At 64.2% G+C, this 26,822-nt stretch carries 33 protein-coding genes, 1 pseudogene and 1 riboswitch; of the genes and pseudogenes, 20 read left to right on the forward strand and 14 right to left on the reverse strand.

The genetic code is table 11. The features are described from left to right. Positions 1-142 precede the first annotated feature (142 nt). The 3 genes from NKI05_RS27720 (at position 143) to NKI05_RS27730 (ending at position 3,274) form a co-directional block, all read left to right on the forward strand. The gene (locus NKI05_RS27720; protein WP_031202852.1) at positions 143-724 is read left to right on the forward strand and encodes a dihydrofolate reductase family protein; all 582 of its coding nucleotides are present in this window, start codon (positions 143-145) and stop codon (positions 722-724) included. 347 nt (positions 725-1,071) lie between these two features. Further along, positions 1,072-1,953, forward strand: a complete 882-nt coding sequence (locus NKI05_RS27725) for an EamA family transporter (protein ID WP_023689020.1) — start codon at positions 1,072-1,074, stop codon at positions 1,951-1,953. Positions 1,954-2,098: 145 nt separating this feature from the next. Continuing rightward, positions 2,099-3,274 (forward strand): hypothetical protein, encoded by a 1,176-nt coding sequence (locus NKI05_RS27730; RefSeq protein WP_023689019.1) that lies wholly within the window; start codon positions 2,099-2,101, stop codon positions 3,272-3,274. Positions 3,275-3,365: 91 nt separating this feature from the next. On the opposite strand, the gene NKI05_RS27735 is transcribed toward NKI05_RS27730, so the two are convergent. The 5 genes from NKI05_RS27735 to NKI05_RS27755 all read right to left on the reverse strand — a co-directional run bounded on the left by NKI05_RS27735 (position 3,366) and on the right by NKI05_RS27755 (position 5,491). Then, a complete protein-coding gene (locus NKI05_RS27735; protein ID WP_023689018.1) occupies positions 3,366-3,458 on the reverse strand; it encodes a hypothetical protein in 93 nt (30 codons plus the stop codon). Between the two features lie 73 nt (positions 3,459-3,531). Then, on the reverse strand, positions 3,532-3,630 hold the full coding sequence (locus NKI05_RS27740; protein ID WP_023684816.1) for a hypothetical protein: 99 nt from the start codon (positions 3,628-3,630) through the stop codon (positions 3,532-3,534). A 59-nt stretch (positions 3,631-3,689) separates the two neighbouring features. Then, positions 3,690-3,788, reverse strand: coding sequence for a hypothetical protein (locus tag NKI05_RS27745; RefSeq protein ID WP_023670351.1), 99 nt, complete (start codon positions 3,786-3,788; stop codon positions 3,690-3,692). A 198-nt stretch (positions 3,789-3,986) separates the two neighbouring features. Then, complete coding sequence (locus tag NKI05_RS27750) at positions 3,987-4,577, reverse strand: DUF924 family protein (RefSeq protein WP_023728143.1); 591 nt, start codon at positions 4,575-4,577, stop codon at positions 3,987-3,989. Between the two features lie 2 nt (positions 4,578-4,579). Beyond that, a complete protein-coding gene (locus tag NKI05_RS27755; RefSeq protein WP_023814878.1) occupies positions 4,580-5,491 on the reverse strand; it encodes an SDR family oxidoreductase in 912 nt (303 codons plus the stop codon). A gap of 111 nt (positions 5,492-5,602) precedes the next feature. Here NKI05_RS27755 and NKI05_RS27760 point away from each other — a divergent pair, with 111 nt between their 5' ends. After that, the gene (locus tag NKI05_RS27760; protein WP_023728141.1) at positions 5,603-6,565 is read left to right on the forward strand and encodes a LysR family transcriptional regulator; all 963 of its coding nucleotides are present in this window, start codon (positions 5,603-5,605) and stop codon (positions 6,563-6,565) included. 26 nt (positions 6,566-6,591) lie between these two features. Here the strand turns inward: NKI05_RS27760 and dinB are convergent, their stop codons facing one another. Continuing rightward, the gene (dinB, locus tag NKI05_RS27765) at positions 6,592-7,833 is read right to left on the reverse strand and encodes a DNA polymerase IV (RefSeq protein ID WP_023728140.1); all 1,242 of its coding nucleotides are present in this window, start codon (positions 7,831-7,833) and stop codon (positions 6,592-6,594) included. A gap of 233 nt (positions 7,834-8,066) precedes the next feature. Here dinB and NKI05_RS27770 point away from each other — a divergent pair, with 233 nt between their 5' ends. The 3 genes from NKI05_RS27770 to NKI05_RS27780 all read left to right on the forward strand — a co-directional run bounded on the left by NKI05_RS27770 (position 8,067) and on the right by NKI05_RS27780 (position 9,350). Next, a complete protein-coding gene (locus NKI05_RS27770; RefSeq protein ID WP_023670353.1) occupies positions 8,067-8,303 on the forward strand; it encodes a hypothetical protein in 237 nt (78 codons plus the stop codon). A 154-nt stretch (positions 8,304-8,457) separates the two neighbouring features. Further along, positions 8,458-8,865: a heme-copper oxidase family protein gene (locus NKI05_RS27775; protein ID WP_023684822.1), complete on the forward strand. Its 408-nt coding sequence runs from the start codon at positions 8,458-8,460 to the stop codon at positions 8,863-8,865. 263 nt (positions 8,866-9,128) lie between these two features. Next, a complete protein-coding gene (locus tag NKI05_RS27780) occupies positions 9,129-9,350 on the forward strand; it encodes a hypothetical protein (RefSeq protein WP_023670355.1) in 222 nt (73 codons plus the stop codon). A 395-nt stretch (positions 9,351-9,745) separates the two neighbouring features. Here the strand turns inward: NKI05_RS27780 and NKI05_RS27790 are convergent, their stop codons facing one another. After that, positions 9,746-10,072: a hypothetical protein gene (locus tag NKI05_RS27790; RefSeq protein WP_023670357.1), complete on the reverse strand. Its 327-nt coding sequence runs from the start codon at positions 10,070-10,072 to the stop codon at positions 9,746-9,748. A 160-nt stretch (positions 10,073-10,232) separates the two neighbouring features. Between NKI05_RS27790 and NKI05_RS27795 the strand changes: the two genes are divergently transcribed. The 4 genes from NKI05_RS27795 to NKI05_RS27810 all read left to right on the forward strand — a co-directional run bounded on the left by NKI05_RS27795 (position 10,233) and on the right by NKI05_RS27810 (position 11,853). Next, a complete protein-coding gene (locus NKI05_RS27795; protein WP_023814876.1) occupies positions 10,233-10,535 on the forward strand; it encodes a hypothetical protein in 303 nt (100 codons plus the stop codon). Between the two features lie 342 nt (positions 10,536-10,877). Further along, on the forward strand, positions 10,878-11,207 hold the full coding sequence (locus tag NKI05_RS27800; protein ID WP_023670359.1) for a DUF1236 domain-containing protein: 330 nt from the start codon (positions 10,878-10,880) through the stop codon (positions 11,205-11,207). 98 nt (positions 11,208-11,305) lie between these two features. Further along, on the forward strand, positions 11,306-11,521 hold the full coding sequence (locus tag NKI05_RS27805) for a hypothetical protein (protein ID WP_023670360.1): 216 nt from the start codon (positions 11,306-11,308) through the stop codon (positions 11,519-11,521). Between the two features lie 92 nt (positions 11,522-11,613). Then, positions 11,614-11,853 (forward strand): DUF2934 domain-containing protein, encoded by a 240-nt coding sequence (locus NKI05_RS27810; RefSeq protein WP_023684825.1) that lies wholly within the window; start codon positions 11,614-11,616, stop codon positions 11,851-11,853. A 159-nt stretch (positions 11,854-12,012) separates the two neighbouring features. Here the strand turns inward: NKI05_RS27810 and NKI05_RS27815 are convergent, their stop codons facing one another. Continuing rightward, positions 12,013-12,264: a hypothetical protein gene (locus tag NKI05_RS27815; RefSeq protein WP_023684826.1), complete on the reverse strand. Its 252-nt coding sequence runs from the start codon at positions 12,262-12,264 to the stop codon at positions 12,013-12,015. Positions 12,265-12,616: 352 nt separating this feature from the next. Further along, a pseudogene (locus NKI05_RS27820) lies at positions 12,617-13,006 on the reverse strand (GSU2403 family nucleotidyltransferase fold protein); the annotation flags it as partial. A gap of 210 nt (positions 13,007-13,216) precedes the next feature. Then, a riboswitch (TPP riboswitch) is annotated at positions 13,217-13,329 on the forward strand. On the opposite strand from NKI05_RS27820, the gene NKI05_RS27825 reads away from it, so the two are divergent. The 4 genes from NKI05_RS27825 to NKI05_RS27840 all read left to right on the forward strand — a co-directional run bounded on the left by NKI05_RS27825 (position 13,320) and on the right by NKI05_RS27840 (position 16,803). Next, positions 13,320-13,928: a YkoF family thiamine/hydroxymethylpyrimidine-binding protein gene (locus NKI05_RS27825; RefSeq protein WP_023670364.1), complete on the forward strand. Its 609-nt coding sequence runs from the start codon at positions 13,320-13,322 to the stop codon at positions 13,926-13,928. Its footprint overlaps the riboswitch before it by 10 nt. A 255-nt stretch (positions 13,929-14,183) precedes the next feature. After that, positions 14,184-15,020, forward strand: coding sequence for an ABC transporter permease (locus NKI05_RS27830; protein ID WP_023814875.1), 837 nt, complete (start codon positions 14,184-14,186; stop codon positions 15,018-15,020). Further along, the gene (locus NKI05_RS27835) at positions 15,017-15,799 is read left to right on the forward strand and encodes an ABC transporter ATP-binding protein (RefSeq protein ID WP_023814874.1); all 783 of its coding nucleotides are present in this window, start codon (positions 15,017-15,019) and stop codon (positions 15,797-15,799) included. The genes NKI05_RS27830 and NKI05_RS27835 overlap by 4 nt, the downstream gene beginning before the upstream one ends. Further along, positions 15,796-16,803, forward strand: a complete 1,008-nt coding sequence (locus NKI05_RS27840; RefSeq protein ID WP_023814873.1) for an ABC transporter substrate-binding protein — start codon at positions 15,796-15,798, stop codon at positions 16,801-16,803. Before NKI05_RS27835 ends, NKI05_RS27840 begins: the two co-directional genes overlap by 4 nt. 172 nt (positions 16,804-16,975) lie before the next feature. On the opposite strand, the gene NKI05_RS27845 is transcribed toward NKI05_RS27840, so the two are convergent. After that, positions 16,976-17,638, reverse strand: a complete 663-nt coding sequence (locus tag NKI05_RS27845; protein ID WP_023727016.1) for a LexA family transcriptional regulator — start codon at positions 17,636-17,638, stop codon at positions 16,976-16,978. 80 nt (positions 17,639-17,718) lie between these two features. Here NKI05_RS27845 and NKI05_RS27850 point away from each other — a divergent pair, with 80 nt between their 5' ends. The 3 genes from NKI05_RS27850 (at position 17,719) to NKI05_RS27860 (ending at position 19,800) form a co-directional block, all read left to right on the forward strand. Next, positions 17,719-18,093, forward strand: a complete 375-nt coding sequence (locus NKI05_RS27850; RefSeq protein ID WP_023693857.1) for a hypothetical protein — start codon at positions 17,719-17,721, stop codon at positions 18,091-18,093. A gap of 86 nt (positions 18,094-18,179) precedes the next feature. Further along, on the forward strand, positions 18,180-18,872 hold the full coding sequence (locus tag NKI05_RS27855; RefSeq protein ID WP_023814871.1) for a GcrA cell cycle regulator: 693 nt from the start codon (positions 18,180-18,182) through the stop codon (positions 18,870-18,872). Between the two features lie 328 nt (positions 18,873-19,200). After that, positions 19,201-19,800, forward strand: coding sequence for a DUF6456 domain-containing protein (locus NKI05_RS27860; RefSeq protein WP_023727018.1), 600 nt, complete (start codon positions 19,201-19,203; stop codon positions 19,798-19,800). Positions 19,801-19,865: 65 nt separating this feature from the next. Here the strand turns inward: NKI05_RS27860 and NKI05_RS27865 are convergent, their stop codons facing one another. Further along, the gene (locus tag NKI05_RS27865; protein WP_023672486.1) at positions 19,866-20,174 is read right to left on the reverse strand and encodes a hypothetical protein; all 309 of its coding nucleotides are present in this window, start codon (positions 20,172-20,174) and stop codon (positions 19,866-19,868) included. A 203-nt stretch (positions 20,175-20,377) separates the two neighbouring features. On the opposite strand from NKI05_RS27865, the gene NKI05_RS27870 reads away from it, so the two are divergent. Beyond that, positions 20,378-21,262: an NmrA family NAD(P)-binding protein gene (locus NKI05_RS27870; RefSeq protein WP_023814870.1), complete on the forward strand. Its 885-nt coding sequence runs from the start codon at positions 20,378-20,380 to the stop codon at positions 21,260-21,262. Between the two features lie 57 nt (positions 21,263-21,319). Here NKI05_RS27870 and NKI05_RS27875 read toward each other — a convergent pair whose 3' ends face one another. Continuing rightward, positions 21,320-22,087, reverse strand: coding sequence for a COG3904 family protein (locus NKI05_RS27875; protein WP_155923295.1), 768 nt, complete (start codon positions 22,085-22,087; stop codon positions 21,320-21,322). A 147-nt stretch (positions 22,088-22,234) separates the two neighbouring features. Next, entirely contained in the window at positions 22,235-23,509 is a 1,275-nt protein-coding gene (locus tag NKI05_RS27880) for a DUF763 domain-containing protein (RefSeq protein WP_023689001.1), read from the reverse strand. A 244-nt stretch (positions 23,510-23,753) separates the two neighbouring features. On the opposite strand from NKI05_RS27880, the gene NKI05_RS27885 reads away from it, so the two are divergent. Then, positions 23,754-24,746, forward strand: a complete 993-nt coding sequence (locus tag NKI05_RS27885; protein WP_352793693.1) for an HNH endonuclease — start codon at positions 23,754-23,756, stop codon at positions 24,744-24,746. A 50-nt stretch (positions 24,747-24,796) separates the two neighbouring features. Here the strand turns inward: NKI05_RS27885 and NKI05_RS27890 are convergent, their stop codons facing one another. After that, positions 24,797-26,752 carry an acyltransferase family protein gene (locus NKI05_RS27890; RefSeq protein ID WP_352793695.1) on the reverse strand — a complete coding sequence of 652 codons (1,956 nt, stop codon included), beginning with the start codon at positions 26,750-26,752 and terminating at the stop codon, positions 24,797-24,799. Between the last annotated feature and the right edge of the window lie 70 nt (positions 26,753-26,822).

The following is a 26,822-nucleotide window of genomic DNA, read 5'->3' on the forward strand; positions in this document are numbered from 1 at the left end:
ACCGGGGGGCACCATCGATCCCTTGCGCCGGATGCCGTCGCAAGGGCCGGCGAAACACGCGCCATCGCCAGACACCGCGGCGCGTCATCGGAAGTGAAACCAGGCAACGTGCTTGCATCCCGCAAGCCCGAAGGAGGAAGTCATGCGTAAATTGATCACCGGAATGAAGATCTCCATCGACGGCAAGATGGAAGGCCCCGAAGGCTTCGCCGACTGGGTCGACAACTGGTCGGAGGAATACGGCCTGATGCCTGAGATCGACGCCTGCCTGCTCGGCGGCGTCATGTATGCCGGTTATGAGCGCTACTGGAGCGCGATCCAACAGAACGAGCCGGACCAGCCATTGCCGATGACCGGCAGACTGGTCGACCCGGCCGAACTCGAATGGGCGCGCTTTGCCGCGAAAACCCCGCACTATGTGCTGTCGAACACCATGACGACGTCAGCCTGGGCCTCGACGCGCTTCCTGCGCCGCCTCGACGACGTCGCGGCGCTGAAGCGCGAGCCCGGCAAGAACATCTACCTCATGGGCGGCGCCCGCATCACCGCCAGCCTGATCGAAGCCGGCCTGGTCGATGAAATGCGGCTGATCGTCTATCCGCTGCTCGCCGGCGACGGCAAGGCGCTGTTCGGCACGGTGCACGCCCGGCACGGACTGGAACTGCGCCAGGTCGGCCAGCTGTCGGATGGGCGGGTGAGCCTGGTGTATGGGCTGGCGAGCTAGCCTCTTTTCCTCTCCCTCCGGAGGGGGAGAGGTGGCGCCGCGAAGCGGCGACGGAGTGGGGGAAGGCGCTCATGAAACCCACGGTCGCCGCAAAACAGGAGCGACGGAAGCGAGCGCGAAACGCCTGCAAGCAGGCAATCAGGCGGATGTGATGGACGGTCGACCCCCACTCCGTCTAGATTCGCTCGACACCTCTCCCCCGATCGACGGGGGAGAGGAAATGCGTCGGCGTTCGCCTCCCACCCTTGCCCTATCAACAGCCCGCTCGTGCCACACGACAGCCAGGCCCTTTATCCCTATCTCCGGCCTGCGCTACGGCCGGCTGGTCGCGCGGGGAGGGACTGGAATTGACGTCGACGCCGATTGCCGCAGCTGAAGCGAAGGGCTTGCCGATCGGCGCGTTGCTTGGCGCCATGGTGTCGATCCAGATCGGCGCCACCTTCGCCAAGGGCCTGTTTCCGCTGATCGGCGCCAATGGCACCACGGCGCTGCGGCTGGCCGTGGGCGCGCTGATGCTGGCGGCGGTGCTGAGGCCGTGGCGGGTGCGGCCGTCGCGCGCCGTGCTGCCCTGGCTCATCGCCTATGGCGTCAACCTCGCGGCGCTGAACCTGCTGTTTTATGCAGCGCTCGCCAGAATTCCGCTCGGCGTCGCGGTGGCGCTCGAATTCTCCGGCCCGCTGCTCGTGGCGACGCTGTCGTCGCGGCGCGCCACCGACTTCGTCTGGGTGGTGCTGGCCGTTGCCGGCATATTGCTGTTGTCGCCCTTCATCCACTCCGGCAGTGCACTCGACCCGATCGGCGTGATGCTGGCGCTGGCCGCCGGCTGCTGCTGGGCGCTCTACATCGTCTTTGCACAAAAGGCGGGCGCCGAGCTTGGCAGCCAGACCACGGCTTACGGCCTGGTCATTGCCGCTGCCGTCGGCCTGCCGTTCGGCCTCGCCGAGGCGGGTACCGGCCTGATCGCACCGGCGATCCTGGTCAGCGCGCTGCTGGTCGGGCTGTTCTCCAGCGCCTTGCCGTTCTGGCTGGAGATGGTGGCGCTGACCCGGATGCCGGCCAGGCTCTACGGCACGCTGACCTGCCTGGAGCCGGCGCTGGGCGCGCTGGCCGGCTTCCTGTTCCTGCACGAGATCCTGAGCCCGTTGCAATGCGCGGGCATCGCCGCCGTGGTCGTCGCCGCCTTCGGAGCCGCGCTGACCACCAAGCCGCCGGTGCCATCGCCGGAATAGGTGCCTGAAATGGGTATGTGACGCCGATGCCGTGGTCCGCCGGTCCCGTGTCCGGTTGCTCAAGCGCCTGCAGCATCGATATATGGATCGATGTATGTGCAGGAGATCCAGATGAGCAGGGCCGACAGCATTGCTTGAGCCGTCCGTGATCAAGGCAATACTCCTTGTCGGGTTCGCGGCTGTCGTTGCGGCTCTCGCCTGGCGGCTGGCGCGGTCTCGTCGCAAGGCCCGGCTTCGTGAAGATCCGGCCAACGACTACGCCGTGCGCCGGGACTGGTCGGGCAACCACGGCAAGCTCAATCATTCGACCTTTGTCTATTTCGATTCCGATCGCGACGGCCGCTACGGGCTCGGCGACCGCCCGATGGCCGGCATCATGGTCAGACTGCATGATGGCGACGGCCGCTTCGTCGCCGCGGCGCGGAGCAATCGCGGCGGCTTTGCCAATTTCCTGGCGTCGGCGAAACGTCGGGCCGCGCCCATCCATGTGCCGGGCAGCTACCGCTTCACCGTGTCGGTTCCGCCCGGCTGGCGCTCGAGCAGCGCCAACGAGGTCCAGTCGCAGCACCTCCGGCCGCTGCCGGGCTCGCCCACCGGGCTGGTCTCGGAAGCAATGCTGCAGCCGGTCGGCCTGTTTGCGATACGCCGGCTCAGCGGCCGCGTAGCGGACGGTGTCTCGGCGAGCATCTCGGTGATGGCGAAAGGGCAAGAGGTGGCGGTGCATCCGCTAAGTGCTGGCGCTGGCTTCCGTCTCGATCTGCCCGATGACGCCGACGCGATCGAAGTCACCGGCGATGGCAGGGAACGACGACTGGTCTTGTCGGCCTACCCGACCGAGCTCGGCCTGCTGTCGCCCGAGAACGCGGCTGTCGACAGCGCCGCGTCCTTGCAGGCCATCGGTTTCGACGATGTCACGACGCGCGGCCTGCGCAAGGTGCCGTCCGGTTATGCCGGGTTGACCTGGTTCAACCTGAACGCACTGGCGCGCGATCATACCGAAGGCAGCGAAGGCTACGTCAACGGCAATATCTCGGGAGACCATGTCTGCTATACGAGCAGCGGACACCCGGCCGAATTCTCGAGCGACAAACCGTTCGGGTTCCATTCCGTGATGCTGACGGCGGCATGGTTGAAGTCCGAAGGCGAAACCGCACTGGTCGAGAGCTGGCTTGGCGACCGGCTGATCGCCAGCGACACGATCGTCCTGTCGGCACTGGCGCCCGTCCACTATGCGCCGATGTTGGCGGCGGTGACGCGCGTGCGCCTCTCCACGAGCCACTATTGGCAGCTCGTGCTCGACGATCTGGTGGTTGCGCGCTGAACGGTCCCGCCGCCTGCGGGAGATCATGCTCTGGAAACGATCAAGCCGCCCGACTCTGTCAGGAGGATCTCGATCTACCGGGGGAACGAGTTTAGCCCGGAATAGGAGCAGAAGCGCCGTTCGCGGTGATCTGCGAGAGCTTGCCCTTCTTGACCAGCACCGGCTTCGAATAGGTCTTCCTCATTTTCCACTCTCCACGTCGGGCACCCAAAGCCCTGTTCCCGGCCAGACGGCACGAGGCGTCGGATAATCGGCTGCTAGACTGCGACCGGCCCGGAGCCGTTACCATTGTCGGCTGTAACCTGCGAGAGCTTGCCCTTCTTGACCAGCACCGGCTTCGAATAGGTCTTCTTCATGCCGCATCTCCAGTGTCAGGCGAGGCCGCCAGATCAGGCGACAGTCCGACTCAACGACTTCACTCGATCGGGCCGGAACCCGCTCCATTGGCGAGCGCCGTAACCTGCGAAAGCTTGCCTTTTTTGACCAGAACAGGCTTCGAATAGGTTTTCTTCATAGTGAATCCTCCAAGCTTACGCGATAATGCCAGACGGATCGGCACTGTCAACCTTCGCGGCGCCGTCGTCCCGCCCCGGGTTTTCTCGGTCCCGATGCACTAGATCATGATGAGATTTGGTTGCAATCTCATCATGATCTAACCCTTTGTTGGAGCATGATCTTTTCCAAAAACCGGACCCGCTTTTGGAATCATGCTCTAACCCGCAAATCCACCTTCATCGAGAAAGCGTTGTTCTTGGGCGTGCATGGCGCGACCGAGGATCGGGTTGCGGTGCGGAAAACGTCCGAAACGGCGGATGATGTCGCGGTGATGTTCGGCCCGCTTCAGGTCGGACGGGCCGATGTCGCGCGACAGCGCCACCGAGCGGTCCTGGTCGGCAATCGCTTCGGAATGCGCGAAGGGCAGCCCGAAGAACAGCCGCAGCGAGGGATCGACCATCCGCTGGAACCCGGCATCGATCGCCTCAGTAGCGATCGCGCGGGCCTTCGCGTCGCTGGCATACATGCGCGGCGTGTCGCGAAAGGCGTTGCGCGGGAACTGGTCGAGCAGCAGGATCAGCGCCAGAGCCCCGTAGGGCGTCGCCATCCAGCCATCGCAGTCGCCGCGCGCTGCGGCCTCATGCAGCCGCAGGAAGCGATCGCGAAACTCGCGGTCGAAGGCCGCATCCTTGGCGAACCACGCGGCAGGTCCTGCCTGCCACCAGAAGCCGACCACGGCGGCAGCGGCATCCGGCACATTCTTCCGGGCGGCGAGGCCGCCCGGTTCGACGGTTGCGATGGGGTCCATTGTCAGGCCGCCTTCGCATCGCCGGCCAGTGCCGCCCAGTCCAGCGCTCTTGCCCAATCGGCGAATGAGGTCGGCTTCACCGGCAGCAGACGGGTCGTCTGGCCGAGATCGACGGCAAGCACGGTCTGCTTCTGGCTGTGGATCCAGGCATAGCTGGCGGCATTCTGTTCGGCGGCGTCCTTGCCGAGCATGGTTTCGAGCGCGGCGGCGAAGTCCGCCAGCGGCACCGGATAATAGCTGACTTCGCGGCCGACAATGCCTGACAGGATGACGGCCATCTCCGGTCCGGTCAGCGCCTGCGGCCCGCCAATGTCGAAGCTGGCACCGGCAAGCTCCGGATGCCGCAGCGCTTCGACCACATAGGCCGCCATATCCTGCCAGGAGATCCAGGAGGTCTGGAAGTTGGTCGGCAGCGGATAGGCGAGGACGCCCTGATGCATGATCGCCGGCGCGCTCCAGGGCGCTGCGATATTGCTCATGGCCAGCGTCGGCTTTAGGACGATGGATGGCGGGCCGAACGTCTTGATGTAGTCGATGAGTTCGGCCTTGGCATCCATCACCGCCGCGCCGGAATGGCCCGACACATGGCCGCTGGTGTCGAACACCAGTAGCTTGACGCCGCCTTGCTGCGCCGCATCCGCAATGTTGCGGCCGTAGCGCAGGATCTCTTCAGGGCTTGCACCGACCGGCAAGGTCAGCGCCACCGCATCGACGCCGAGGCAGGCGAGGGCCAGTCGGCCGGGGTCGGCGAGATCACCGCGCACGATGTTGACCCCATCGCCGAACGGATCGGGCGAGCCCTTGCGTAACAGGACACGCACCGTGGCGCCGGCGGCGCGGCAAGCGCTGACAATGGCCGACCCTTGGGCGCCGGAGGCGCCGGTGACCAGAACCGAATTGGGAAAGTTTGGCATGGATTTGCTCCTCTCTGAATGAGTGCCGACGAAACCGGCACCACCGTCTTCGCGTCGAAGAAGGCATTCGCAACTTTACTCTGCTGAATCCAGTGATATGATTTCAGGAATATGCTGAACAAAATTGACCTGGCGCGCGCCGATCTCAATTTGCTGGTCTTGTTCCAAGCCATCATGGAGGAGCGGCATGTCGGTCGCTCGGCGGAGCGGCTAAACCTGTCGGCCTCGGCGGTCAGCCATGGCCTTGGCCGGCTGCGCAAGCTGCTTGGGGATCCGTTGTTCCTGAAGACGCCGCGCGGCGTCGTGCCCACCGACCGGGCAACGGAGCTTGCCGAACCGGTGGCCGAGATCCTGGCGCGGGTGCGCCGGGTGATCGCCAGCGCCGAGCCGTTCGATCCGGCCCGCTCGACGCGCCGCTTCACCATCGGTGCGCCGGATGCGGTGTCGTCCGTGCTCCTGCCGCCGCTGCTCGACCAGATCCGCTTTTTGGCCCCCGGCATCGACATCGGCATCCGGCAACTGCTGCCGCGCCAAGGTGAACCGTCGCCCACTACTGCCTGGAGCGACTGTGTCGCCGAACTCGAAGCGCGCGCCATGGATGTCGCGGTGATTCCGTTCGACGGCCTGCCGGCACGCTTCACCGTCGACAAGCTCTATGAGGAGGATTTCGTCGTCGCCATGCGCGCCGGCCACCGCTTCGCCGGCGATCCGTGCCTCGACGCCTATTGCAGCGTGCAGCATATGGTCGTCTCGAACAATGGCGATCCGAACGGGTTTGTCGACAGGGTGCTGGCTGAACGCGGCCTGTCGCGTCGCGTCGCGCTGACTGTCCCCAACTTTATGTTCGGACTGGCCGTGCTTGCTCAGACTGATCTGATATCGGCCTATCCGCGCCGGTTCCTCGCCATGTATGGCGGCCGTTTCGGTGTCGTCGGCGTCGATGCGCCCATCCGGCTCGGCCACTTCAACATCAACAGCATCGTGCCGAAGGTTGCGCTGATGGATGCGGGTCTGGCCTGGTTGGTCGGCCTGCTCAAACAGAGCGGCAATGCAGCGCGGACTGGCCCAGCCTAAACATTGGCCTTGCCGTCGCGCCGCACTCACAGTTCCTTTTCCGCCAGTTCGCGGAAGGCATCGGGAACCGAGCGCCGGGCTTCCAGCGCCACGGCGCCATAGCCGACAGCCTCTCTGCCAAAGCGCTGGCGGATCTTGTCGATGGCGCGGTCGGCGCCAAAGCGCGCCAGGCCTTGCCTGCTGCCGGGTCGCTGCTTTTCATCGGCAAGCCCGAGCGGCAGCTCCAACTGCAGCTCGGCACTTTCTTCCAGCTGCGACACCGAGATCGCCAGCAGCGAGATGGTCTTCTCCCGAGGGTTGGCGGCCAGCACGCCGCGCACCAGCTCCCCGGCGATTTCGGCCAGCATCGCGGTTGCCGAAATCGGTTGCTCGAGCGTCAGCGAGCGTGTGACCGCGTGCAGATCGGCGAAACGCACGCGCACCGTCACCGTGCGCCCGGGCCGTGATTTCGCCCTGAGCCGGCTGGCGACCCGGTCTGCAAGATGCAGCAGGACGGGTCCGAAGATACGCGCCTCGGCCGGCCGTCTGCCAAGCGCCGACTGCGCGCCGGCGGAATGCGACCGCCTGTGGGTTTCGAGCTTTCGCGGGTCGCGGTTCCATGCCAGCGACGCCAGCTTTTCGCCGGTGGCGGGCCCGAGCAACCTTCGCAGCGCCCCGCTATGCGTCTTTGCCAACTGGCCGATGGTCTCGATGCCGATCTCGGCCAGCCGCGCCTTGGTCGCCGGGCCGACGCCCCACATCAGGCCGACCGGCAGATCATGCAGGAAGGCAAGTTCGGTGTTCGGATCGACCACCACCAGGCCGTCGGGCTTGGCCACCTGCGAGGCGATCTTGGCCAGATGCTTGGTGCGCGCCACGCCGATCGAGATCGGCAGGCCGAGCTCTGCCCGGACGCGCCGACGCACCGTGGCGGCGATCTCGGCCGGCGGCCCGAACAGATGCGTGCAGCCGGCGACGTCGGCAAAGGCTTCATCGATGGAAATCCGCTCGACCAGCGGCGTGAAATCGTCGAGCACCTTGATGGCGGCGTCGCCCAGCCGCTGATAGTCGGCGAAATGGCCGCCGACGAAGATCAGTCCGGGGCAAAGCTCGCGCGCGCGTCGTCCGGGCATGCCGCCGCGCACGCCGAAAACCCTGGCTTCGTAGGAAGCGGCAAGCACGACGCCGCCGCCGACGGCGATCGGCTTGCCCCTGAGCGCCGGGTCGAGCAGCTGCTCGACCGAGGCGTAGAAGGCGTCGAGATCCGCATGCAGGATGGTGGGCTCCATCCCGACCGTTCCCTTTGCGGCGTTGCAGCATTAGCCGCGTCTGTTGTGAGAGGCGTTTTTGCCGAACAAATAGAGAACAAACAGGGCCTATTGTCAAGCGAAGCGGTTGTCGCCGGCCGGCCCGTTCCAGGTCGGGCTGTCGAGTGCTCCGCCTGGGCATCGGACCTGCGGAACATTGTCTCTCGCCTCGGCGTTCATATCCGCGACGGGACGCTGTTTTTGTGGAGGCCGGTATGGGCCAGTTCGAGATGATCGACCTCGTCAGCGTCATTGACGCCTGCACGAGCGATCGCGTTGCCGGGCACTGCGTGTCAATGGCCAGGGCGGTGGAGGAGTTGCGAGTGCTGACCGGTGATTTCGTATCGCCGGACGAGACGGTGGCCAACGCGCTGTCGGCAGTGGCGCTGGGGCGCGGCTGCGCGGTGGTGTTCGACGAGCGAGCGGGCGCCGACATCTTGCTGACGCCGTAGCGCGGCGGCGCCGGGTTGTGGCAGCCAGAAAAGTCGAACAGCGTGCAAAAAGCTGTGCAGGCATGGCCCCATAACCGGGGCGTGGAAAAGTTCTGCGCGTGGGTGTATTCTCCAGGTCGCAAGCGGTCGCAGACCGCATAGGGGGAGAAATGACATGCCGAGGGTTTCAGAACTCTTTTTCAAAACTGCCATCTTGTTCCTGATGTTGGGGATTGCGGCCGGCCTGCAGATGGCGATCTCGGGCGACCACGCCGCTTTTCCGGCGCACGCGCATATCAATCTGCTCGGTTGGGTGACGAGCGCCATCTTCGGCGGCTACTACGCGCTCAATCCGCAAAAGGCGGCGCGTCGCATCGCCATGATCCACTACGGGCTCTACACACTCGGCCTGGTGATCATGCTGCCGGCGCTGTATGTGATGCTGCAGGGAAACCCGGCGCTTGAACCGATCGTCGCCGGCGGCTCGCTCATCGTCGCCGCTGCCGTTCTGGTTTTTGCTTTCGTGGTGTTTTCGCCCGAAACGGCGCGCTCGGTGTCCGGCGTGGTGCCGGCTTCTCGCTGACTGTTCGCGCAGCGATCAAGTCCGACCCGCGTTCGCGACCCGCCACGCGGGTTGGCCAGGCCGATGGCCGCAGCCGCTGGCTGCGGTGTCTATCGCCGCGTCGGCGCTTAACATACCCGAGTCCCACCACGTATTATTTCGTGACTATTTGGCGCCGGAACCTTCCCAGATATCGCGCGTTGCGGCGACTGTATTCGCGCTGCCTTATATATAGGCAGACTTGAGTACGTCCACAGCATGGGTTGGGGGAGGAGCAGGCCACCATGTCGAACAGAGAAATCGGAACGTCGGCCTCACTGGGCCGACGCATCGCCGATCTGAAAGCCAGGATGCGAGACGCCAGCGTTACTGAACACGAGATGCAGACCTTCCAGAAGGTCGCGGCCATCATGGGGGGTGTCGAAGGCTCCCTACGCCTCGACGCCGACGACCTGATCGCGGCGTCCTTCGTCACCGAGGCGCTCGGCGATCCCGGGTCGAACTGAAGGCCAGAGCCCGTCGGCACTCAAGTGCCGGCGGTCGATGGCCCGATTCGCAGCGCTGCATGCGAGCGTGCCCGCACCGCCCGCGCCGGGGATCTCTTGCGCACTTTGAAGCTTTCAGGCGAGCGGCCTCCACGGCGCTTGAAATATCGGACTTCGCGTTCGTGCTTCTCGGCTGCCTCGCGGCTGTCGAACGTGCTGAGATTGCGTCGCCGTCCAGCCCTTGACCACAAGGGCTAAGCCAAAATCGCCAAGGCGCCTTAAACGAAGGATCCGGCCAGCCGGATCCTTCGAAATATCAATCGCGATGCTCCGGCATCGCCTTCAGCTCATCCTTGGTCCAACTGGTGACGGCGTGGACGTCCCGGGAAACTTCTCGAAAGTCCGCGGTCGCTGCCTTACACGTCGTCGAACGGGCCGCCGCGCCTCGCCAGGTCGTGACCAATGGCGGCTTCCTCGGCGTCGTCGGGCAAGGCATCGTCACTGTCCTGGTAGGGGTTGTCGTCATCCTCCTCGGGCAGTTCGCCTTCCTTCTCGACACCGGTGGTGTCCGGCAGGCTTTCCTCATCTGCTCCGTCGGGCAGGACCGTTGCGCCACGCAGCGCATCCCAATCCTGCCGACCCGGCGTCGGCGCTTCCACGTCATCATTGGCGATCCTGTCGCGGGCATCGTTTTTGCTCGGTGGCGCCTCGACCTCGTCATTGGGTTTTCTGTTTCGTTCCATGATTGCCTCCTCTGGGCGGCTTAGCGTCGAGAAGGTGGAACTCACTTCCGGCTGCCAGGTTCCGGCAACCACTCCATCTCCGTGGAACCAATTGCCGCCAGTCTGCTTTGCCAAGGACTAGTCTGCTTTGCCAAGGAGATGAATCCAGAGGAGCTGGACCATGAAGACTTTCCCCCTCATCCCATGCGTGCTGCTCTTGGCGCTGGTCGACCCGGCGGCCGCGCAGGACAATAGCGACCAGAACGGCCCTGCCGCGCCTTGCCAAGCGCAGCCTCAGGACGATGGTCAGAAGCCGCCGGTCGCCAATGGCGGTGGCGAATCGACCAGCACGCTCGGTCCCTGCGGCGGCGTGCTGCAGCCGCCGCCCAGTGGTGACCAGGGTATGACGCAGCCGCCGCCGGACCAGGGCAAGACGCCGGTGATCAAGCCTGGCGAGGTGCCTGCGCAGCCGCCGAAGCAATGACCTTTGCTTGAAACTTCACGGCGTGGCACGAAGGCGGTCGGTTCCGGTCTTGGCCGGGCGCGACGCGGTCACCGGATCAATGCCGGCGCCGGCCGCGATCGCCACCGGAATTGGAGCCGTGCATCGTCCATGTCGAAGGTCTCCTGAGGGATTGTGCTTCAATGCGAATCTTGCGGGTGTGGGTTCTGCTGGCATGACCGGAAGCCGATCAATTTAGTCTCCGCTTGCGGAACAAGACCGTACCGGCTGCGTTTGCCTCCAGGAGCCCGCCACCTCGATCTGCGCTGTTTTCGCCTCATGCGGGAACACGGCGGAGCTCGCCAACAACGACAGGAGACGAAGATGAAAACCATCCTTATTCCCGCCGTCGCCGGGCTCGCCATGATCGCTGGTATCGGCATTGCCGCCGCCGACGAGGTCATCGTCACGCAGCCGGCACAGCAGCAGGTGATCATCACCCCGGAACAGCGCACGGTCGTGCACCAATACGTAAAGAAACATCCGCTTGCCTCGGTCAATCTGCTCGGCGTCGAATTGAATGTCGGCACTGCCTTGCCTGACACTGTCGAGCTGCAGGAGGTTCCCGACGTTCAGTACAGATACGCCGTCGTCGACAACCATACCGTGTTGGTCGACCCCAGCACGCGCAGGATTGTCGAGGTGGTCGAGTAACGCTCGACAACCTAACCATTCATCGGTGATACGGCCCTGTCGTTCTTCCCAAAAGGGCGGCAGGGCCGAATGACGAACATGATGAAAGGAGAATTGCCATGTTGCCGCATGTCGAGACCCCGAACTCCGCCAATGTTGCGGCGTGTTGCGACAAGTTGCTGGCCGAGCGCAACACGGCGCTGTTATCGATGAAGGAAGCGATCGCGCTCCTGCGGGAGCGCACCGGCACCGATCGTTCGGATGCCGACCTCGCCGGGCTGATCGTCAAGAAAGCGGCGCTGCTCGGCGTTGCGGTGATTTCCGACCCGCGCTGAGATGTCTCGTCACTCAAGACGCCGGCCGAATTTTCGGCTAATGTTTTCGTGGAATCTGGACCAACCGACCGGACCCAACCACGGAGGCTTAAGTGACGGACGACAAACAGGACCGCATTCGCCAGCGCGCGCACGAGATCTGGGAAAAGGCCGGCCGGCCTGAAGGCGCGCATCAGGAACACTGGGAGCAGGCCACGGCTGAAGTCGATGGCGCGGTCGCCAAGCCAAAAAAGGCGGCGAAGAAAGCTGACGCCAAGCCCGCCAAGGCAGCCGCCAAGCCAAAGGCAGCGAAGCCTGCCGCCGCAAAGTCCGGCAAAGCCAAATCGAAATAAGGCCAAGTCGAAATAAGACCAGTCGAAATAAAGCAAGGCCGGAATTCGCTGGCCGGGCCATCCTTGGCGCCCGCCGTTCAGGCGCGCCCGAGCCTCTCAACCTGACGAATTGCGCCTGCGACGGGCAGCGCAATTCCTTGTGTTTGGCGACAGGCGCCCTCATGCCTCCCAGGCATAACTCGACAGCGCAAAGCGAATGCCGGCAGCTGTCATGGCCAGTTCGCATTCGGTGATCTGGCGCAGGTGGCGCAGATAGCGCGTCACGGTCTGTGGCAGCCAGCCGGCGCAGGCCTCTACATAGGCGCGGCTGTGAACAAGGGTGCCGGTCGACAGCCTCTCGTCCTTCTCGGCAACGACTTTCAGATATTGGCGGATGAAGCGGATGTCGTCGGCGATGTCCTGGCTGGCCATTCGCCAGGCCCCGGCGAGGCGTTGGCACTGATCGAATGACAAGGGCAACAAAGGGGGCGGCAATAAAGGCGGCGGCAACAAAGGCGGCGGCAACGACGGGGGTGACAGCAAAGGCCGAGAGAGATCGGCGAAGGCAACATGGTTCGCTGTGCTCAAGGACATTCCTCTCTGCGAAAAGAGATATCGTACTTTATGTACGAATAAGCGTCAAGCCAATTTCGTACGGTTGGGACGATGGAAATGAATATAGCAGCTCTGCGAAAAGAGATATCGTACTTTATGTACGAATAAGCGTCAAGCCAATTTCGTACGGTTGGGACGATGGAAATGAATATAGCAGCGGTCGCTTCAGCTAATCCCGCATCGTGAATCCTTCAGGAGTCGCACCAATTTCGCGGAGGGATTTCCCCAGGATGGTGTGACTGTTTTCCCTCGTGGCGGCGTCGAACAGGTTCAAGCCGCCCCGGATCGTCTCGCGCCAGTTTTCGCCCTTGTCCCACGCTTCCATGAAGGCGAAGGCAAGGTCGTCCTGGCGACGCGTGGCTTCGAGCGCTTGGGTCAGCAGGCGCGCTTGATGGAGATCCTTCTCCCGCTTGGCGCCAGCGCTCGGCCCGCGTCGCGAGGCGACGATCAGCTTGTGGATGGCGTAGCGCTGGGGCGAGGGGACCAGCACAGGCAAGCCCGAGCGATGCAGGAGCACAGTCCGGATGGGGTCGCGGATAAGGAAATCCAGAAACCGTAAGGGCTGCGCGGAGTCTCTGCCGTTTTCTTATAATTACGTTTATCAGCTTGAATTTCAACGCAGTTATAAGAAGTTCGTGGAAACGTTATAACGCAACGAACTGACGAGTCGTCTGTTAACGCCCGGGCGCCCGGCACGTCTGGCCCAAAACACTTTCCCGCAGTGCCTCAACAAACGGCTTCCCCAATGCCGCGAACGGTGCTTTAACCCGCCCATCCACAGGGGTGCTCCGTATCGTCGGGGCTGAGATGAGGGCGGCAAGCCTTCGGACCCTAAAGCTGATCTGGATAATACCAGCGGAGCGAGGCGGGCGATGTTTTCAGGCGCACAGATTTCCCTTTATCCCATGACCGACGATTTCGTCGGCGTCATCCTCGGCGCGCTCGGCGCGCTCGATCCCTGGCGCGACCGGCTGCGGATCGAAACCGATGACATCTCGACCCTTATGGTCGGGCCGCCCGAGGTGCTGTTTCCCGCCATGCGCGACCTGTTCGTCGCGGCGGCCAAAAGCGGCAAGCACTGCGTGCTTTCGGCGGCGGTCTCGCGCGGCTGTCCGGGCGAGCCCGACGATCCGATCTGCCGCTCCGACGAGACCGGCGGCCCCGCCATTCCGCTGGACGAGCGCAAGATCGCCGCGATCCGCGCTGTCCAGGCCACGCCGTCGACCGGCCAGCCGGTGGCGGCGCAGTTCTCGCTCTACGTTATGGGCACGGGCGACCATATGGACGAGATCTACGGCTGCATCGATTTCCTGAAACAGTCCGGCGTCTTTGAGCGCTCAAAGAACTTCTGCACCAAATTGCGTGGCGATGCCGGTGCGGTGTTTGCCACGCTCAACGAGGCCTTCTGCCGCTTCGGCCCCGGCGCCGGCCACGTCACCCTCGACATCACGATCTCGGCGAACAGCCCGAGCGCCGTCTGAGCCGCGGCTCAAGCGTCGTTCCTTGAGGATATTGCCGTGGCTGGTTTATCTGACCCATTGCGTGGAGGAGATGCCTCTGACCCCTCAGCACAGAGAGGAGGGGAGCCATTGGCGATTGGCGAAGACCGCGATGCCCACGAATCTCCCCCCTCGAGCAGGAGATGGCCGGCAGGCCAGAGGGGGTCCCAGCGCGTGGAGCGCCGACGTCCTTTTCGCATCGGCAAGGCGTGGGCGCTCTATGCGAGACGACCCCCTCTGTCGCCTTCGGCGACATCTCCCCCTCGAGGGGGGAGATTAGCCGCAGCCATCGCCAAGACCATCCCCGCCGCCTGCGCCTCCGCCCTGCTCCTCGCGGCGTGGGAGCTCTACGCCCGCTATGGTGGCGCTGCGCCCACCATGCTGCCGGCGCCGTCGCGCGTGCTGCAGCAGGCCTGGGAGCATCGCGCTGCCCTTGCCGACAACACGCTGCCCACCATCCGCGCCACATCAGCCGGCTTCGCCTGCTCGTTGGTCGCTGCCTTCGTGCTTTCGGCGCTGGTCGATTTCTTGGCCCCGCTGCGCCGCGCGCTGTTTCCGCTGCTGATTGTCAGCCAGACCTTGCCGCTGGTCGCGATTGCGCCGCTCATCGTACTGTGGTTCGGCTTCGGGCTGATGCCAAAAATCTTGCTTGTGGCGCTCGTTACCTTCTTCCCGATGATGGTGGCGCTGGTCGAGGGTTTTGCCGCGACCAGCAAGGCGATTTCGCAGATGCTCGCCACCATGGGGGCAGGGCGCTGGCGCATCTTCTGGCTGGCGCGCCTGCCTTCGGCGCTGCCCTATTTCTTCGCCGGGCTGCGCATCTCCATCACCTACGCCGTCGTCGGCGCGATCTTCGCCGAATATGCGGGGGCGGCGAAGGGGCTGGGCATCTACATGCTCAATGCCAAGAACAACTTTCGGCCCGATCTGGTGCTCGCCGCGGTCGCCGTCAGCGCCGCGCTCACGCTTGTCTTGTTCGCCATTGCGGTGCTCGTCCAGCGCTTCGCCATGCCTTGGGAGAATGCAGGGAGCGAAAGCCGCGACGTCAGATCTTCGGGAGACAGCAGCCAATGACACGGCTTGAACTCCGCGACATCAGCAAAAGCTTCGGCGCGCTTGAGGTGCTCGACGGCATTTCGCTGCACGTCGCGGCCGGCGAGTTCGTCTCCATCCTCGGCCCTTCCGGCGCGGGCAAGTCGACGCTGTTCCAGTTGCTGACCGGCGCTCTGAAGGGCGAGGGCGACATGCGCTTCGACGGCGCGCCATTGCAGGGCAGCCCCTTCGCCTTCATGCCGCAGCGCGACGCGCTGATGCCGTGGCGACGCGTCATCGACAATGTGACGCTGGGGCTGGAAGTTCAGGGTCTTGGCCGCAAGGCGGCACGCGAGCAGGTCGCGCCGCTGTTTGCCGAGTTCGGCCTTGCCGGCTTTGAGCGCGCCTGGCCGGCGAAACTTTCCGGCGGCATGCGCCAGCGCGCGGCGCTTTTGCGCACCGTGGTGCAGCAGCGCGACATGCTGCTGCTCGACGAGCCCTTTGGCGCGCTGGATGCACTGACCCGCGCGGGTATGCAGCGCTGGCTGGAAGGCATGTGGCAGCGCCACCGCTGGACCGCGCTGCTGATCACCCATGACGTGCGCGAAGCCGTCTACCTCTCCGATCGAATCTATCTGATGTCGGCGCGGCCGGCCCGCATCATCGGCGAGATTGCCGTGCCGCTGCCGCGCCCGCGCACCACCGGCAGCGATGCCGCGCGCCAGGCCGCCGCGCTCGAAGCCGACATCCTCGACACGCTGCTCAATCCCGGGACTGACCGGCCCTCGTTCCCGCAGACCGCTCAAAGGAGTTTTTCATGACCGAATTCACACGCCGGCAGGCTTTGCTGCTGACGCTGGCTGCCGGACTGCCGCTTGCCTCGCGCGCTCATGCGGCTGCGCAAAAAATCACCGTCGCGCTCGACTGGACGGTCAACACCAACCATGTCGGCCTGTTCGTTGCCCGCGACAAAGGGTTCTACCACGAGGCTGGGCTCGATGTTGAGATCCTGCCCTATGGCGATACCGGCGCCGGCACGCTGGTCGCCAACCACATCGCCGATTTCGGCATTGCCGGCGTCGGCCTGTTCACCCAGCGGGCCGCCGGCGCCGACCTCAAAGCGGTCTACGCCGTGGTCCAGCAGGAGACCGGACGGCTGGTCTTCAACGCGGACCGTAGTGAGATCAAAGGCCCGAAAAACCTTGACGGCCTGACCTATGGCGGTTTCGGCAGCGCCTGGGAAAACACGCTGATCTCGACCATCATCCGCCACGATGGTGGCAAGGGCGTTTTCGAGACCGTGACGCTCGGCACCTCGGCCTATGAGGCGCTGGCCAACGGCTCGGTCGACTTCACGCTGGAAGTCTCGACCTGGGAAGGCGTCGCTGCCGAGCTGAAAGGCGTCAGGCAGCGCAGCTTCCGCTACGCCGATTACGGCGTGCCCGACGAGCACACCACCTTGATCGCCTCCAGCAATGCATATCTCCAGGCAAACCCGAAGGCCGCATCGGCCTTCGTCGAGGCAACGCGGCGCGGCTACCAATTTGCCTGCGATCACCCGCAGGAAGCCGGCGATCTGCTGATCGCGTCCAACAAGGACGCGCTGACCGACCCGGCGCTGGTCCACGCTTCGCTGAAGATGCTCGTCGACGGGCATTTCTTGCGCAGCCAGGACGGCGTCATCGGCACCATCGACAGGGCCAAGATCGAGGCGATGGGAACCTATCTCTTCAACGCCGGCATATTGCTCGATGGCGATGGCAAGGTTCTGAAGGAGAAGCCGGATTTCGGGGGGTATTTCACGAACGAGTTTTTGGGCGCGTAATCTCCCCCCTCGAGGGGGAGATGTCGCCGAAGGCGACAGAGGGGGTCGGTACGTCCTGACGCGACTTCCTATCGCGGACAGAGGACGTCAGCGCCTTACGCGCGGCGACCCCCTCTGGCCTGCCGGCCATCTCCCCCTCTAGGCGGGAGATTGCGCCTCACCGCCTTCTCCCTCACATGTCGATCATCGAGCGCTTCACCCGGCCGATGATGGTGATGGCGCCTTCCAGCGCCGGCGGCGGGATGTCCATGTAGGAGGCCGGCTGGAAGGGCGGGTTCTCGTTGGGGCGGTAGCGCTTGTAGGTGGCCTGGCCGCTTTCGTCCGAAATGACGTAGCAGCCATTGGTCACCAGCCGCTTGTCCCTGAGGTTGACGAAGATGATCGAATCCGGTGGCGAGATCTTGTTCATCGACGGGCCGTCGACGCGCAGCGCAATCCATTGGCCCTGCTCCAGATCGGTGGTGGGGATGGTCGGATAGTCGCTGAGATTGACCACCGTATCCTGGCTGCCGAGTTCGCCGGCGCTGATCCACGAGACGATGGGCACATCGACGGTGGCCAGCGACGGCATCGGGATCTGCCGGCCCGACTCGTCAAAGCCGAAATGGCCCCCCGCAAGGCTGCCGCCGTCACCGTTGAACAAGAGCCAGCCGGGATCGACGCCGAACAGGCGGCCGTATTTCTCCGCCGCCTTGCGCGACAGCGGCCGGTTACCGTTCTCGTGACTAATCAGCGTGTTCTTGTTGATGTCGCGCAATGCCCGCGCAGCGTCGCTCGGCGAGGCATAGCCCGCCTCCGCCCGCGCCTGCTGCAATCTGTGCCTCGGTTCCTGCATCGTACAAATTGCCTGAAATTTATCGTCCAATATGTACGATTTCGCTTGCGTACGTTTCGTACATATCGTACGCTTAGCGCATGATCGAACAAACCGCAAGCGTTTCCGCAGACATCGTCAGCTTTCTCCCATCGTCCGGGCTGTCCTCCTCCCCGGTCCGGACGCAAACCGGGGCTCTTGCCCCGGATCCGGTCGAACCGTCGTCCCCCCGATCGACCGGAACGGCCGGAGCCGCTCCTCTCCCGGCTCCGGCCACCTCTTCAGCCCATGGCGCCGCCGGTGCGCCAAGGGCTGTCTCCGGCGGGCAGGGTATTTCCTGCATCCGCACGGAAGATGGCACCGTCATCCTGTTCGACCGGCTGACGGGCAGGGCGGTTTCCGCCCTCACCAAAGCGGCCGCCGAAGCCGCCTTGCGGCATCTCGCCGGCTCGCTGCCGGCCGCCAGTATCGGCTGACCGCACCGACCATCCGCTCTGATTTTTTCCCGTGGGCCCTCGGGGCCGGCGCTCGGCCTTTGCGCGCGCAATCAATGGATACCGACATGACTGCCTATACCGACACCGAATTGCAGGAGATCGCCGTCTGGCTGAGGGATGGCCTGTCGGCCACAGGGATCGCCGTCCGCTTCACGGCGCTGCGCGGCAGTCCGGTCTCGCGCAATGCCATCATCGGCATCGTCCACCGCAACAGCGCGTTGAAGACCATCGGCTTCGCCAACCCCAGAGGCGGCAGGTCCGGCGGCCGACCGAGGAAGAATGCGACGGGGAAGACTGCGGCAAACGAGAATACCGCCAAGAGGAATCCGCCGGCGCAGCCAAGCAAGCTCGTAAGGGAAGTAGGAGTTTCGAAGCAGGCCGCGCCGGTCAAACCGGCCGCCAAACCGAGCCGTCAGCCATCGGCCAGGCCTCTGTTGCCAGCCCGTCCGGCGCCCTCGATCCCGGGCGAAGGACGGCTGGTGGTGGACGGCGAAATCTACCGCTTCAATGTGCCGGCGCCGCGCCCTGCCTCGCTCGGGCGTCAGCCGCATGTCGCCGCCATGCGCTTCATCGACTGCCTGTTCGACCGCTGCCGCGCGCCGCTCGACCTGACGCTGGAGGAAGACCCCGACAACGATGCTCCCGGCAGTCGGCCGGGGCTCGAGATGCTGTGCTGCGGCCTGCGCACAAGGGCGCTGAAAAGCTACTGCGAATATCATCAGACGCGTTTCCACCGGCCTGTGGTCGAGGTGGTGTGAGCGGCTGGGCTCCGTTCCTCGCCTCCGGACGACCCCACCAATGATCGAAAGCCGGCGGGACAGCGCCCCCCTCTGTCCTGCCGGACGTTCGTCGCTCGGGAAGCCAAGCAATTGGCTTTCCGTCCGCTTCGCGGACCACTCCTCAACCCCCACGCGGGGGGAGATTGGCAGCTCGCCCGCACTGCCTTCCAACGGCGGTGGTGATTGGCGAAAGCCGACGCGACATCCGATCTCCCCCCAAGTGGGGGAGATGCCCGGCAGGGCAGAGGGGGGCGCGAAGGAACGCCAACCTTCCGGCTCAACAACCCAATCCCACAAGGATCCCCCGATGAGCAAAAAAACCGCGCAGAAAGCCAAACCGCCGAAATTACCTGCGGGCGAAGCCGAGCAGGTGCGCATCCGCCGCGAGATCGGCCATGATTTCGCGCTGAAGGACGATCGCTTCGGCCGCAAGCGGTTGAGCGTCGGCACCGAAGAGGCGCGGCGCGTCTACGAGGTCTCCAATGACGGCTACACCGCGACCGGCGGCATCGTGCGGGTGCGCAATGTCGATCCGCTGGTCGGCATCACCTCGCTGACCCGCCAGCAGCGTGAGGCCGCCCAGCGGTTTCGCGACGATTTCGAGCGCGCCTCGCGTGACGGGCTGCGGCCGATGCCGTGGGAAGAGCGCATTGACGGCGGCCGCATCAATGGCGGCATCCCCGACCGCGTGCTCAACGCCGGCCGCGCCCACACCCATGCCATCGCCGCCATGGCCCACTGGGAAGTGGCGGAGGTGGTTCGCAAAATCTGCCTCGAAGGCCAGTCGGTGAAGGCGCTCGCCGAACGCACCGGCGAGGGACGAGATGTGGTGGTGAAGCTGTTGAAGGTCGGGCTCGACCTTTTGGCCGTGGGTTACGGGATGATGCTGATGCGGAAGCCGCGATAAGGCCGGCAGCCGCGCAGGAAGCGGCCGGCCGGCAGATGCCGGCCGACCGGTTTCACCCCATCGGATCACCGTTCGCAAACGCGAATTTCCTCGACGATCCTGTGATGATGGCGCCAATGCTTGACCAACTCTATGCGGCAATGGCGATGGTGCCTGTGATACCTGTGGTACCTGAAGCCGTTATCGTAGGCATTATACTGGTAGTAAGGGCGAGGAGCGTAGCGATCGTAATAGTCGCCATAGCTGTCATTGTAGTCATCGTCATAGTAGCCGTTGCCGATGCCGATCACGACGCGCCCGCCGGCATTCGCCGGAGCGATCATCGCCGCCGCCGCAGTGATAGCGATAGCCGAAGCAAGCAGGAGCTTTCTCATAGCTGCCTCCTATTCAAGGTTGCGCTAATATAACTCGCTGGACACGACCTCGTTCCATAATTTTGCAAGATGCGAACGACCCCTGCGCCGTGCATTGCGAGGAAAGTCAGCGTCACCTCCTGTCAGCATCGTCCCCCGATTTTTGAACCCTTCGCCGCCCCAGCCATTAATCCGGCATGAATCAGCAAGGGAAGGACGAGACCATGCATGTCATTCTTGGAGGTACCGGCCATGTCGGCTCGGCGGCGGCAATGGCGCTGTTGCGGCAGGGCGAGGATGTCACGGTGGTGACGCGCGACGAGTCGAAGGCCGCATGGTTGGTTGAACAGGGCGCGGAGGCCGCGGTTGCCGATGTGCTCGATGTCGAGGCGCTGCGTGAAGTCTTGCGGCGCGGCAAGCGGGCGTTTCTGCTCAACCCGCCGGCCGATCCATCGACCGACACCGACGCCGAGGAGCGCAAGACGGTTGGCGCCATTGCGACGGCACTGGAGGGGTCCGGCCTCGAAAAAGTGGTAGCGGAATCGACCTATGGCGCGCAGGCCGGCGAGGGTGTCGGCGATCTCACCGTCCTTTACGGCCTCGAGCAGAAGCTGAAGGCCCAGGCCATTCCGGCAAGCATCAACCGCGCCGCCTATTACATGAGCAACTGGGATCAGGCCCTGGAGACGGCGCGGCGCGACGGCGTCATCACCTCCTTCTTCCCGGCGGATTTCGAGCTGCCGATGGTGGCGCCGCAGGATCTCGGCGAGGCTGCGGCGAGACGTCTGCTGGAGCCGGCGGACAAGACCGGCACGCACTATATCGAGGGTCCTCGGCGCTACTCCGCCGCCGATGTCGCCGCAGCCTTCAGTGCGGCGTTGCGCAAAAACGTGCGCGTGGTCACGGTGCCGCGGGAGCGCTGGACAGAAACCTACGAAAAACTAGGCTTCTCCAAAGCGGCGGCCGAGTCCTATGCCCGCATGACCGGGGCCACGCTGGACAAGCCGATGCAGCCGGAAAACCCGGAGCGCGGCACGACCAGCCTGGAAAGCTATATTGCTGCGCTCATCGAGGGCCGGCCGGAAGACCTGTTGAAGGGCGCAGCGTAAAGTGAAGGGTTGCTGTTGAGAAACAGGCGCTTCGACGACCTACGTGGCCCGCTATTCCTATTGCCTGACCGTTCGGCAGTTGCCCGCCGGCGGCGTGGTCTTGCAGATATCGATGGAGGTGCGCGTGTCGCCGTGACCGGTTTCGGTTATCAGATTCAGGTCCAAAAGTTCGTATGTCACGAGGTATCGTATGCTGTCGTCGGGTATTTTTTGCATGGCCGATACGATCCACGAACCTGCTTTCATCTCGGTGAAATAGCTGTCGACCTTGCGTTCATACCATTTGGGTATCGGAACGAGGACGATGGTCTTCTTGCCGTGGATTTTCTTGGCGGCCGGCAGCATGATCCGGTGAATGCCGACAAAGGCGCGGCTGTCTGCCAGGCGCCGTACGCCGCCCGCAAGAACCATCGTACAAGCTGACGAACAGACTGCGCCGACGGGGTTGGCGACGCCGAAGCGGAGGTCGCCCGGCCCGCAGGCTTTTGTGTCTGGCGCGCATTCGGAGAACTCCGTCTTGCCAACCATCGTGTCGAGCCCGCTGGCGCGGATCATATGGCCAAGCGCCATCGCCGCATCGGTCTCGCCGCCCGGGGAATTCAACGCCAAAGGCAATTTGCGGGGGCCGAGTTTTTTCAGCAAAGCCTTCAGCAAAGCTGGCGTGCCGGCCACGATGTGACCTTCCGCCGAAATCCATTCCGGGCATGTCGGCTCGCATCCTGGCGTGCTGTTGCGTACAACGACGAAGTGCATCGGCGGTGTATATGCCAGTATGGCAGGCTCAGGCGTCGTTTGGGCGATCGCGCCGCCAATCGCCAGCAGCACGAAAACCAACGTCCATGCGAATGTCTTCATGCCGAGCCTCGCCTGGCAGAGCATCACTTGAGAAATGGGTCTTTGCAAGCATTATCAAAACAAGCCGAGCACGTGTTTCTATGGGCCGCGCACTATCTCTGCATGATGGACAGGCAGCTACTGGCGGCCCCTGTCTGAACCGTCGTCGCTTTCCGCCGCCCCCTCCCACCCGAACACACTGCGCCCTCCAAGCAGATGCGACTGGTCGAACTCGCCGGCGACGATCTCCTTAAGGCTTGGCCCGGTGACGTAGCGCTCCAGCCGCCGCGCTTCGCCATCCAGCCGCTGCAGCGCGCCGAGCTCTTCCTCGCGGCCGAGCTTGGCCTTGCCGACGGCCGATTTCAGCACCGCGATCGTCTCGTCATAGACTTTCAGCGGCACCGGGAAGGGGTGGCGGTCCTTGCCGCCATGGGCGAGCGAGAAGCGCGCCGGATCGGAGAAGCGGCAGGGCGCGCCATGCACCACTTCCGCCACCATGGCCAGCGCCCGCACCGTGCGCGCGCCGACGCCGGGCACCAGCAGCAGCTCGGGAAAGTCGGCCGGCCCGCTTTCGATGGCGGCGGAAATGTTGCCGTGCAGCCGGTGCATGACGATGTCGCTCTCGCGCACGTCGTGATGCGCCGGCATCACCAGATTGGGCAGCATCGGCTGCGCCGCCGGTTTCGCAGGCGCTGCTTTCGGCGGCGGCTCCAGCACGGCAAGCTCGTCGAGGATCCGTTCCGGGCTCATGGTCTTCAACAGGTCGATCTGGCCGCTACGTGACGGCGCGGCGCGATGGTCGGTCAGGTTGACGATCTCGCCCTGCCGCTCGCCCTCGATCGCCGCATGCGGCTGGTCGACGAAGCTTGTCAGCCCTTCCGACAGCCAGTGATAGCGCCGCGCCTGGCGGCTGTCGCCGTTCATGCCTTGCTGCACCACCACCCAGCGGCTGTCGTCGGTGACGATGAAGCCGTGCAGATAGAGGTCGAAGCCGTCCTGCACGGCCGCACTGTCCACTTTGGCGACCAGGCGGCTGGCGGTGGCGAGTGCCGCGCCATCGATGCCGACGCGTTCGCCGATCGCGGTCAGCTCCTGCGGCGTCTTGCGCGAATGCGCGCCGCGCCCGCCGCAGACATGGATGCCGAGCTCGCGCGACATCGGGTTCAGCCCGCGCTTCAGCGCGCCGACGACCGAGGTGGTGATGCCCGAGGAGTGCCAGTCCATGCCCATGACGGCGCCGAAAGACTGGAACCAGAACGGATGCGCCAGCCGCCGCAACAGCTCGTCGCGGCCATAGTGATGGATGATCGCCTCGCACAGCACAGCGCCCAGCCGCGTCATGCGATCGCCCAGCCATTTCGGAACCCGCCCGCCATGCAGCGGCAAATCCGCACTGCCGCTTCGCTGCGTCAAGTGAAAGCTCCGTGGCTAAGGCGCACCGGCGGTGCGCCTGTGATCTAGATGGCATTTGGGGGGCGATTTGCAAGTGGGGTGGGGGCGGCGACTATCGTCGCCCTACGCTCTTCTTGGCGTCTCGCCGAAAGATGCAGTTACGCCGCCTGTCGCACCTGGCAATAAGGTCGGCTCCATGCTTGTAGGCGAGACAGGTCTCGAATAGAGCTTACCCAGCCGACGGCAACTATTAAAATCAAAAACGATGTCGCAATTCTGGTGGGTAAATCACAGTCAGACCGCCTGCCAAGAGATCGACGGGCAATATCTCTGGTCGCCCAAAACTCAGAAGAATGGGGCACGCAGCGAGTTCTACAAAAATATGCGTCGGGCGGCACCTGGTGACCTCGTGTTGTCTTTTTTCGGTCAAGCCGTGCGCTATATTGGTCGGGTAGCGGAGTTTGCATTCACAGCACCGAAACCACCGGAGTTCAAGAACACTGGAGCCAATTGGAACGAGGAAGGTTGGCTTCTCCCGGTGTATTGGGCGCCGCTCCTGCCGACGGTGCGCCCGTCGGACATAATTGGCGAATTGGGTCCGCTTCTGCCTCCCCGATACTCGCCCATCGACCCAAACTCCGGATCAGGCCGTCAAAACGCCTATCTCGCGAGCGTATCGCAAGAGGTGTTTCACACCATTGTCGCGGGTACAGCTTTCGACCGCGAAGCTCTGAGGCGTGGTGGCGCAAACAGTCTCACTTTCGAAGTCGTCAATGAAATTTTAGAGGACGTCGTTGAGCGCCGTATCCGAGACGACCTCCAACTCGAGGACACTGTAAAGACGAGCGTCATTCAAGCTCGTCGCGGCCAAGGTAAATTTCGTTCCAATGTCGAAGCCATGGAGCGCTCGTGCCGACTCACAGGGGTCACCAATCCCTCGTTGCTGATTGCAAGCCACATCAAGCCTTGGCGCCTATGCGCTTCCGCGCAGGAGCGCTTGGACGGCATGAACGGGCTGCTCCTCACGCCTGATGCCGACCACCTCTTTGACCGTGGCTTCATCAGTTTTGAAGATAGCGGGCAGGTCCTCATATCCCAGCGCGTCGACAAGACTGATTTGCGGCGGCTCGGTTTCGAGCAATTGGTGATGCAGAGTTTCGGCTTTGCCGAAGCCCCCGCCGTCTGGCGCACTAGCACCTTCACCCCGCCGCAGCAGGCTTACCTCGCTCACCATCGAGAGGATGTGTTTGTGGCATAGCTCGCATCAACTGAGCGGTCAGCCGTCAGGTCCCCCTACCTCGCCGCCCCCTAAAACACCGCCTTCTCCAAGACCGGCTCCAGTGATTCAGCAAATGGCGTCGCCAGGTGGTGTCGGTCGCGGAAGGCGAGTTGGCCGTTGATGAACACGTGGCAGGTTTGGGCGTCGCAGAACTGGCTGGTCAGGTCGACATAGGTGGCGCCGGGCACGCTGCGCACGACGTCGCGCTCGGCCGCGGCGATGTCGTCGTTCGCCGCCGCGTCCCTCGGCGTGTCGCAGACTTCAGGCACCTGCCCGCGCCACAGCGCCCGCGCCACGCATTTGTCGGCATAGCTTCCATTGTAGGGAACGTCCCGGATTACCGCGACCTTGATCCCGGCCCGGCTGAATGCCGCCAGCGTCCAGCGCAGGCCGGCCTTCCACTCCTCGTTCCAATCGGCGTGCTTCAGTTCCTCGGGCGATTCCTTCATCACATTGCCGATCGAGAATTCCGAGATCACCACCATGTGCGGGTGCAACGCGATAATGTCCTTGACCGATTGCTCCCGCCACTGGTCGCATTCGGTGTAGTCGCGCTTCAGCCGCCAGTTCCAGGTCGTCACCCGCGAGGCACGGCAGGACGATTTGAGATAGGTGACGAGGCGATAATTGTTCTTGGCCGCCGCGTCGATCAGCGGCGTCGACCAGTGGTCGGCATGCGAATCGCCGAACAGCGCAATCGAGCGCCCGGCGTCCTTGTTGCCGAACACGCAGGCCTTCGGCGTCACCGTCTCAAAGGAGAGAATACAGCCGGCCGCGCGCGCCGTGGACGGCTGCGCGGCGCTGGCGGCAATGCTGCGCTGCTCAGGGTCCAGATCGTGGACGGCAAGCCTGGCATTGGCGTAGGCGGCTGCGACGCCGGTGCCGGTCAGGAGGACGGCCGGCACCAGCGCCCGCGCCGCACTGGCCATCAGCCAGCCATTGCGGCGGATCGGGTTTTCGATGACATGATAGGTGAACCCCGACAGCGCCAGCGTCAGCGCCAAGCAGCCGAGCCGCTGCAGCGGCGAAAGTTCCGGCGTCAGCATCGTGGCATACACGATCACCGGCCAGTGCCAGAGATAGAGCGAGTAGGAGAGTTTGCCGACCCATTGCAGCGGCGCCAGCGCCAGTGCCTCGATCGGGCTTTTCTTAGCGCTCTCCTGCTGCGCGTGCGCCGCTCCTGCCAGCAGCAACAGCACGGTGCCGGCCACCGGCACCAGGGCGAGGAAACCCGGGAAGGGCGTTTCGTCGCTGAAGGAAAGATAGGCGCCGGCAATCAGCGCTAGGCCGAGCCACGCCAGCGGCGCGGCGAGCCGCGGGCGGTTTTGCCAGACTTGTTGCGGCACCATGCTGGCCAGCCCGCCGGCGGCGAACTCCCAGACGCGCAGCGGCGAGAAGTAGAAGGCCCAGGGCTGCGAGACCGTGGTGAGCCAGGCGCAGACGGCGAACGAGACGAGACCGGCAATGCCGATCACCAGGATCGCGCCGCGCTTGCCGGGGCGCAGCCATGCCGCCAGTGCAAGCAGCGCCGGCCAGGCGAGATAGAACTGCTCCTCCACCGACAGCGACCAGAAATGGACAAACGGGTTGCTGGCCGCATCTGCGGCGAAATAGTCGAACAACCAGCGGATCAGCCACAGATTGATCATGTAGGCCGAGGCGAACATGGCGCCCCTGGAATAGAGCGATTGTTCCTCCGGCGACAGGATGAAGGCGCCGGCCACCAGCGTGGCGAGAATGACGAACAGCGACGCCGGCAACAGCCGCCGCGCGCGCCTCGCGTAGAAGCGCCACAGGTTGAGCCGCCTGGTCTCGGTGATTTCGGCAAGCAGGTGTTTTGTGATCAGATAGCCCGAGATGACGAAGAAGATGTCGACGCCGGTAAAGCCGCCGGGCAGGCCGGTGAAGCCGAAATGAAAGGCGATCACGCCTGCCACCGCCAAGGCACGCAGTCCTTCGATATCGGGCCGGAACGATGCTGACACGATTTGCCACCTCGTGCTGGTGCATGACCCCGCCTCGGCGAGTAACGATCGCGCCGGGATCATACGTGCG

Origin of the sequence: Mesorhizobium sp. M0771, from assembly GCF_040320155.1 — a bacterium.
GTDB lineage: Bacteria > Pseudomonadota > Alphaproteobacteria > Rhizobiales > Rhizobiaceae > Mesorhizobium.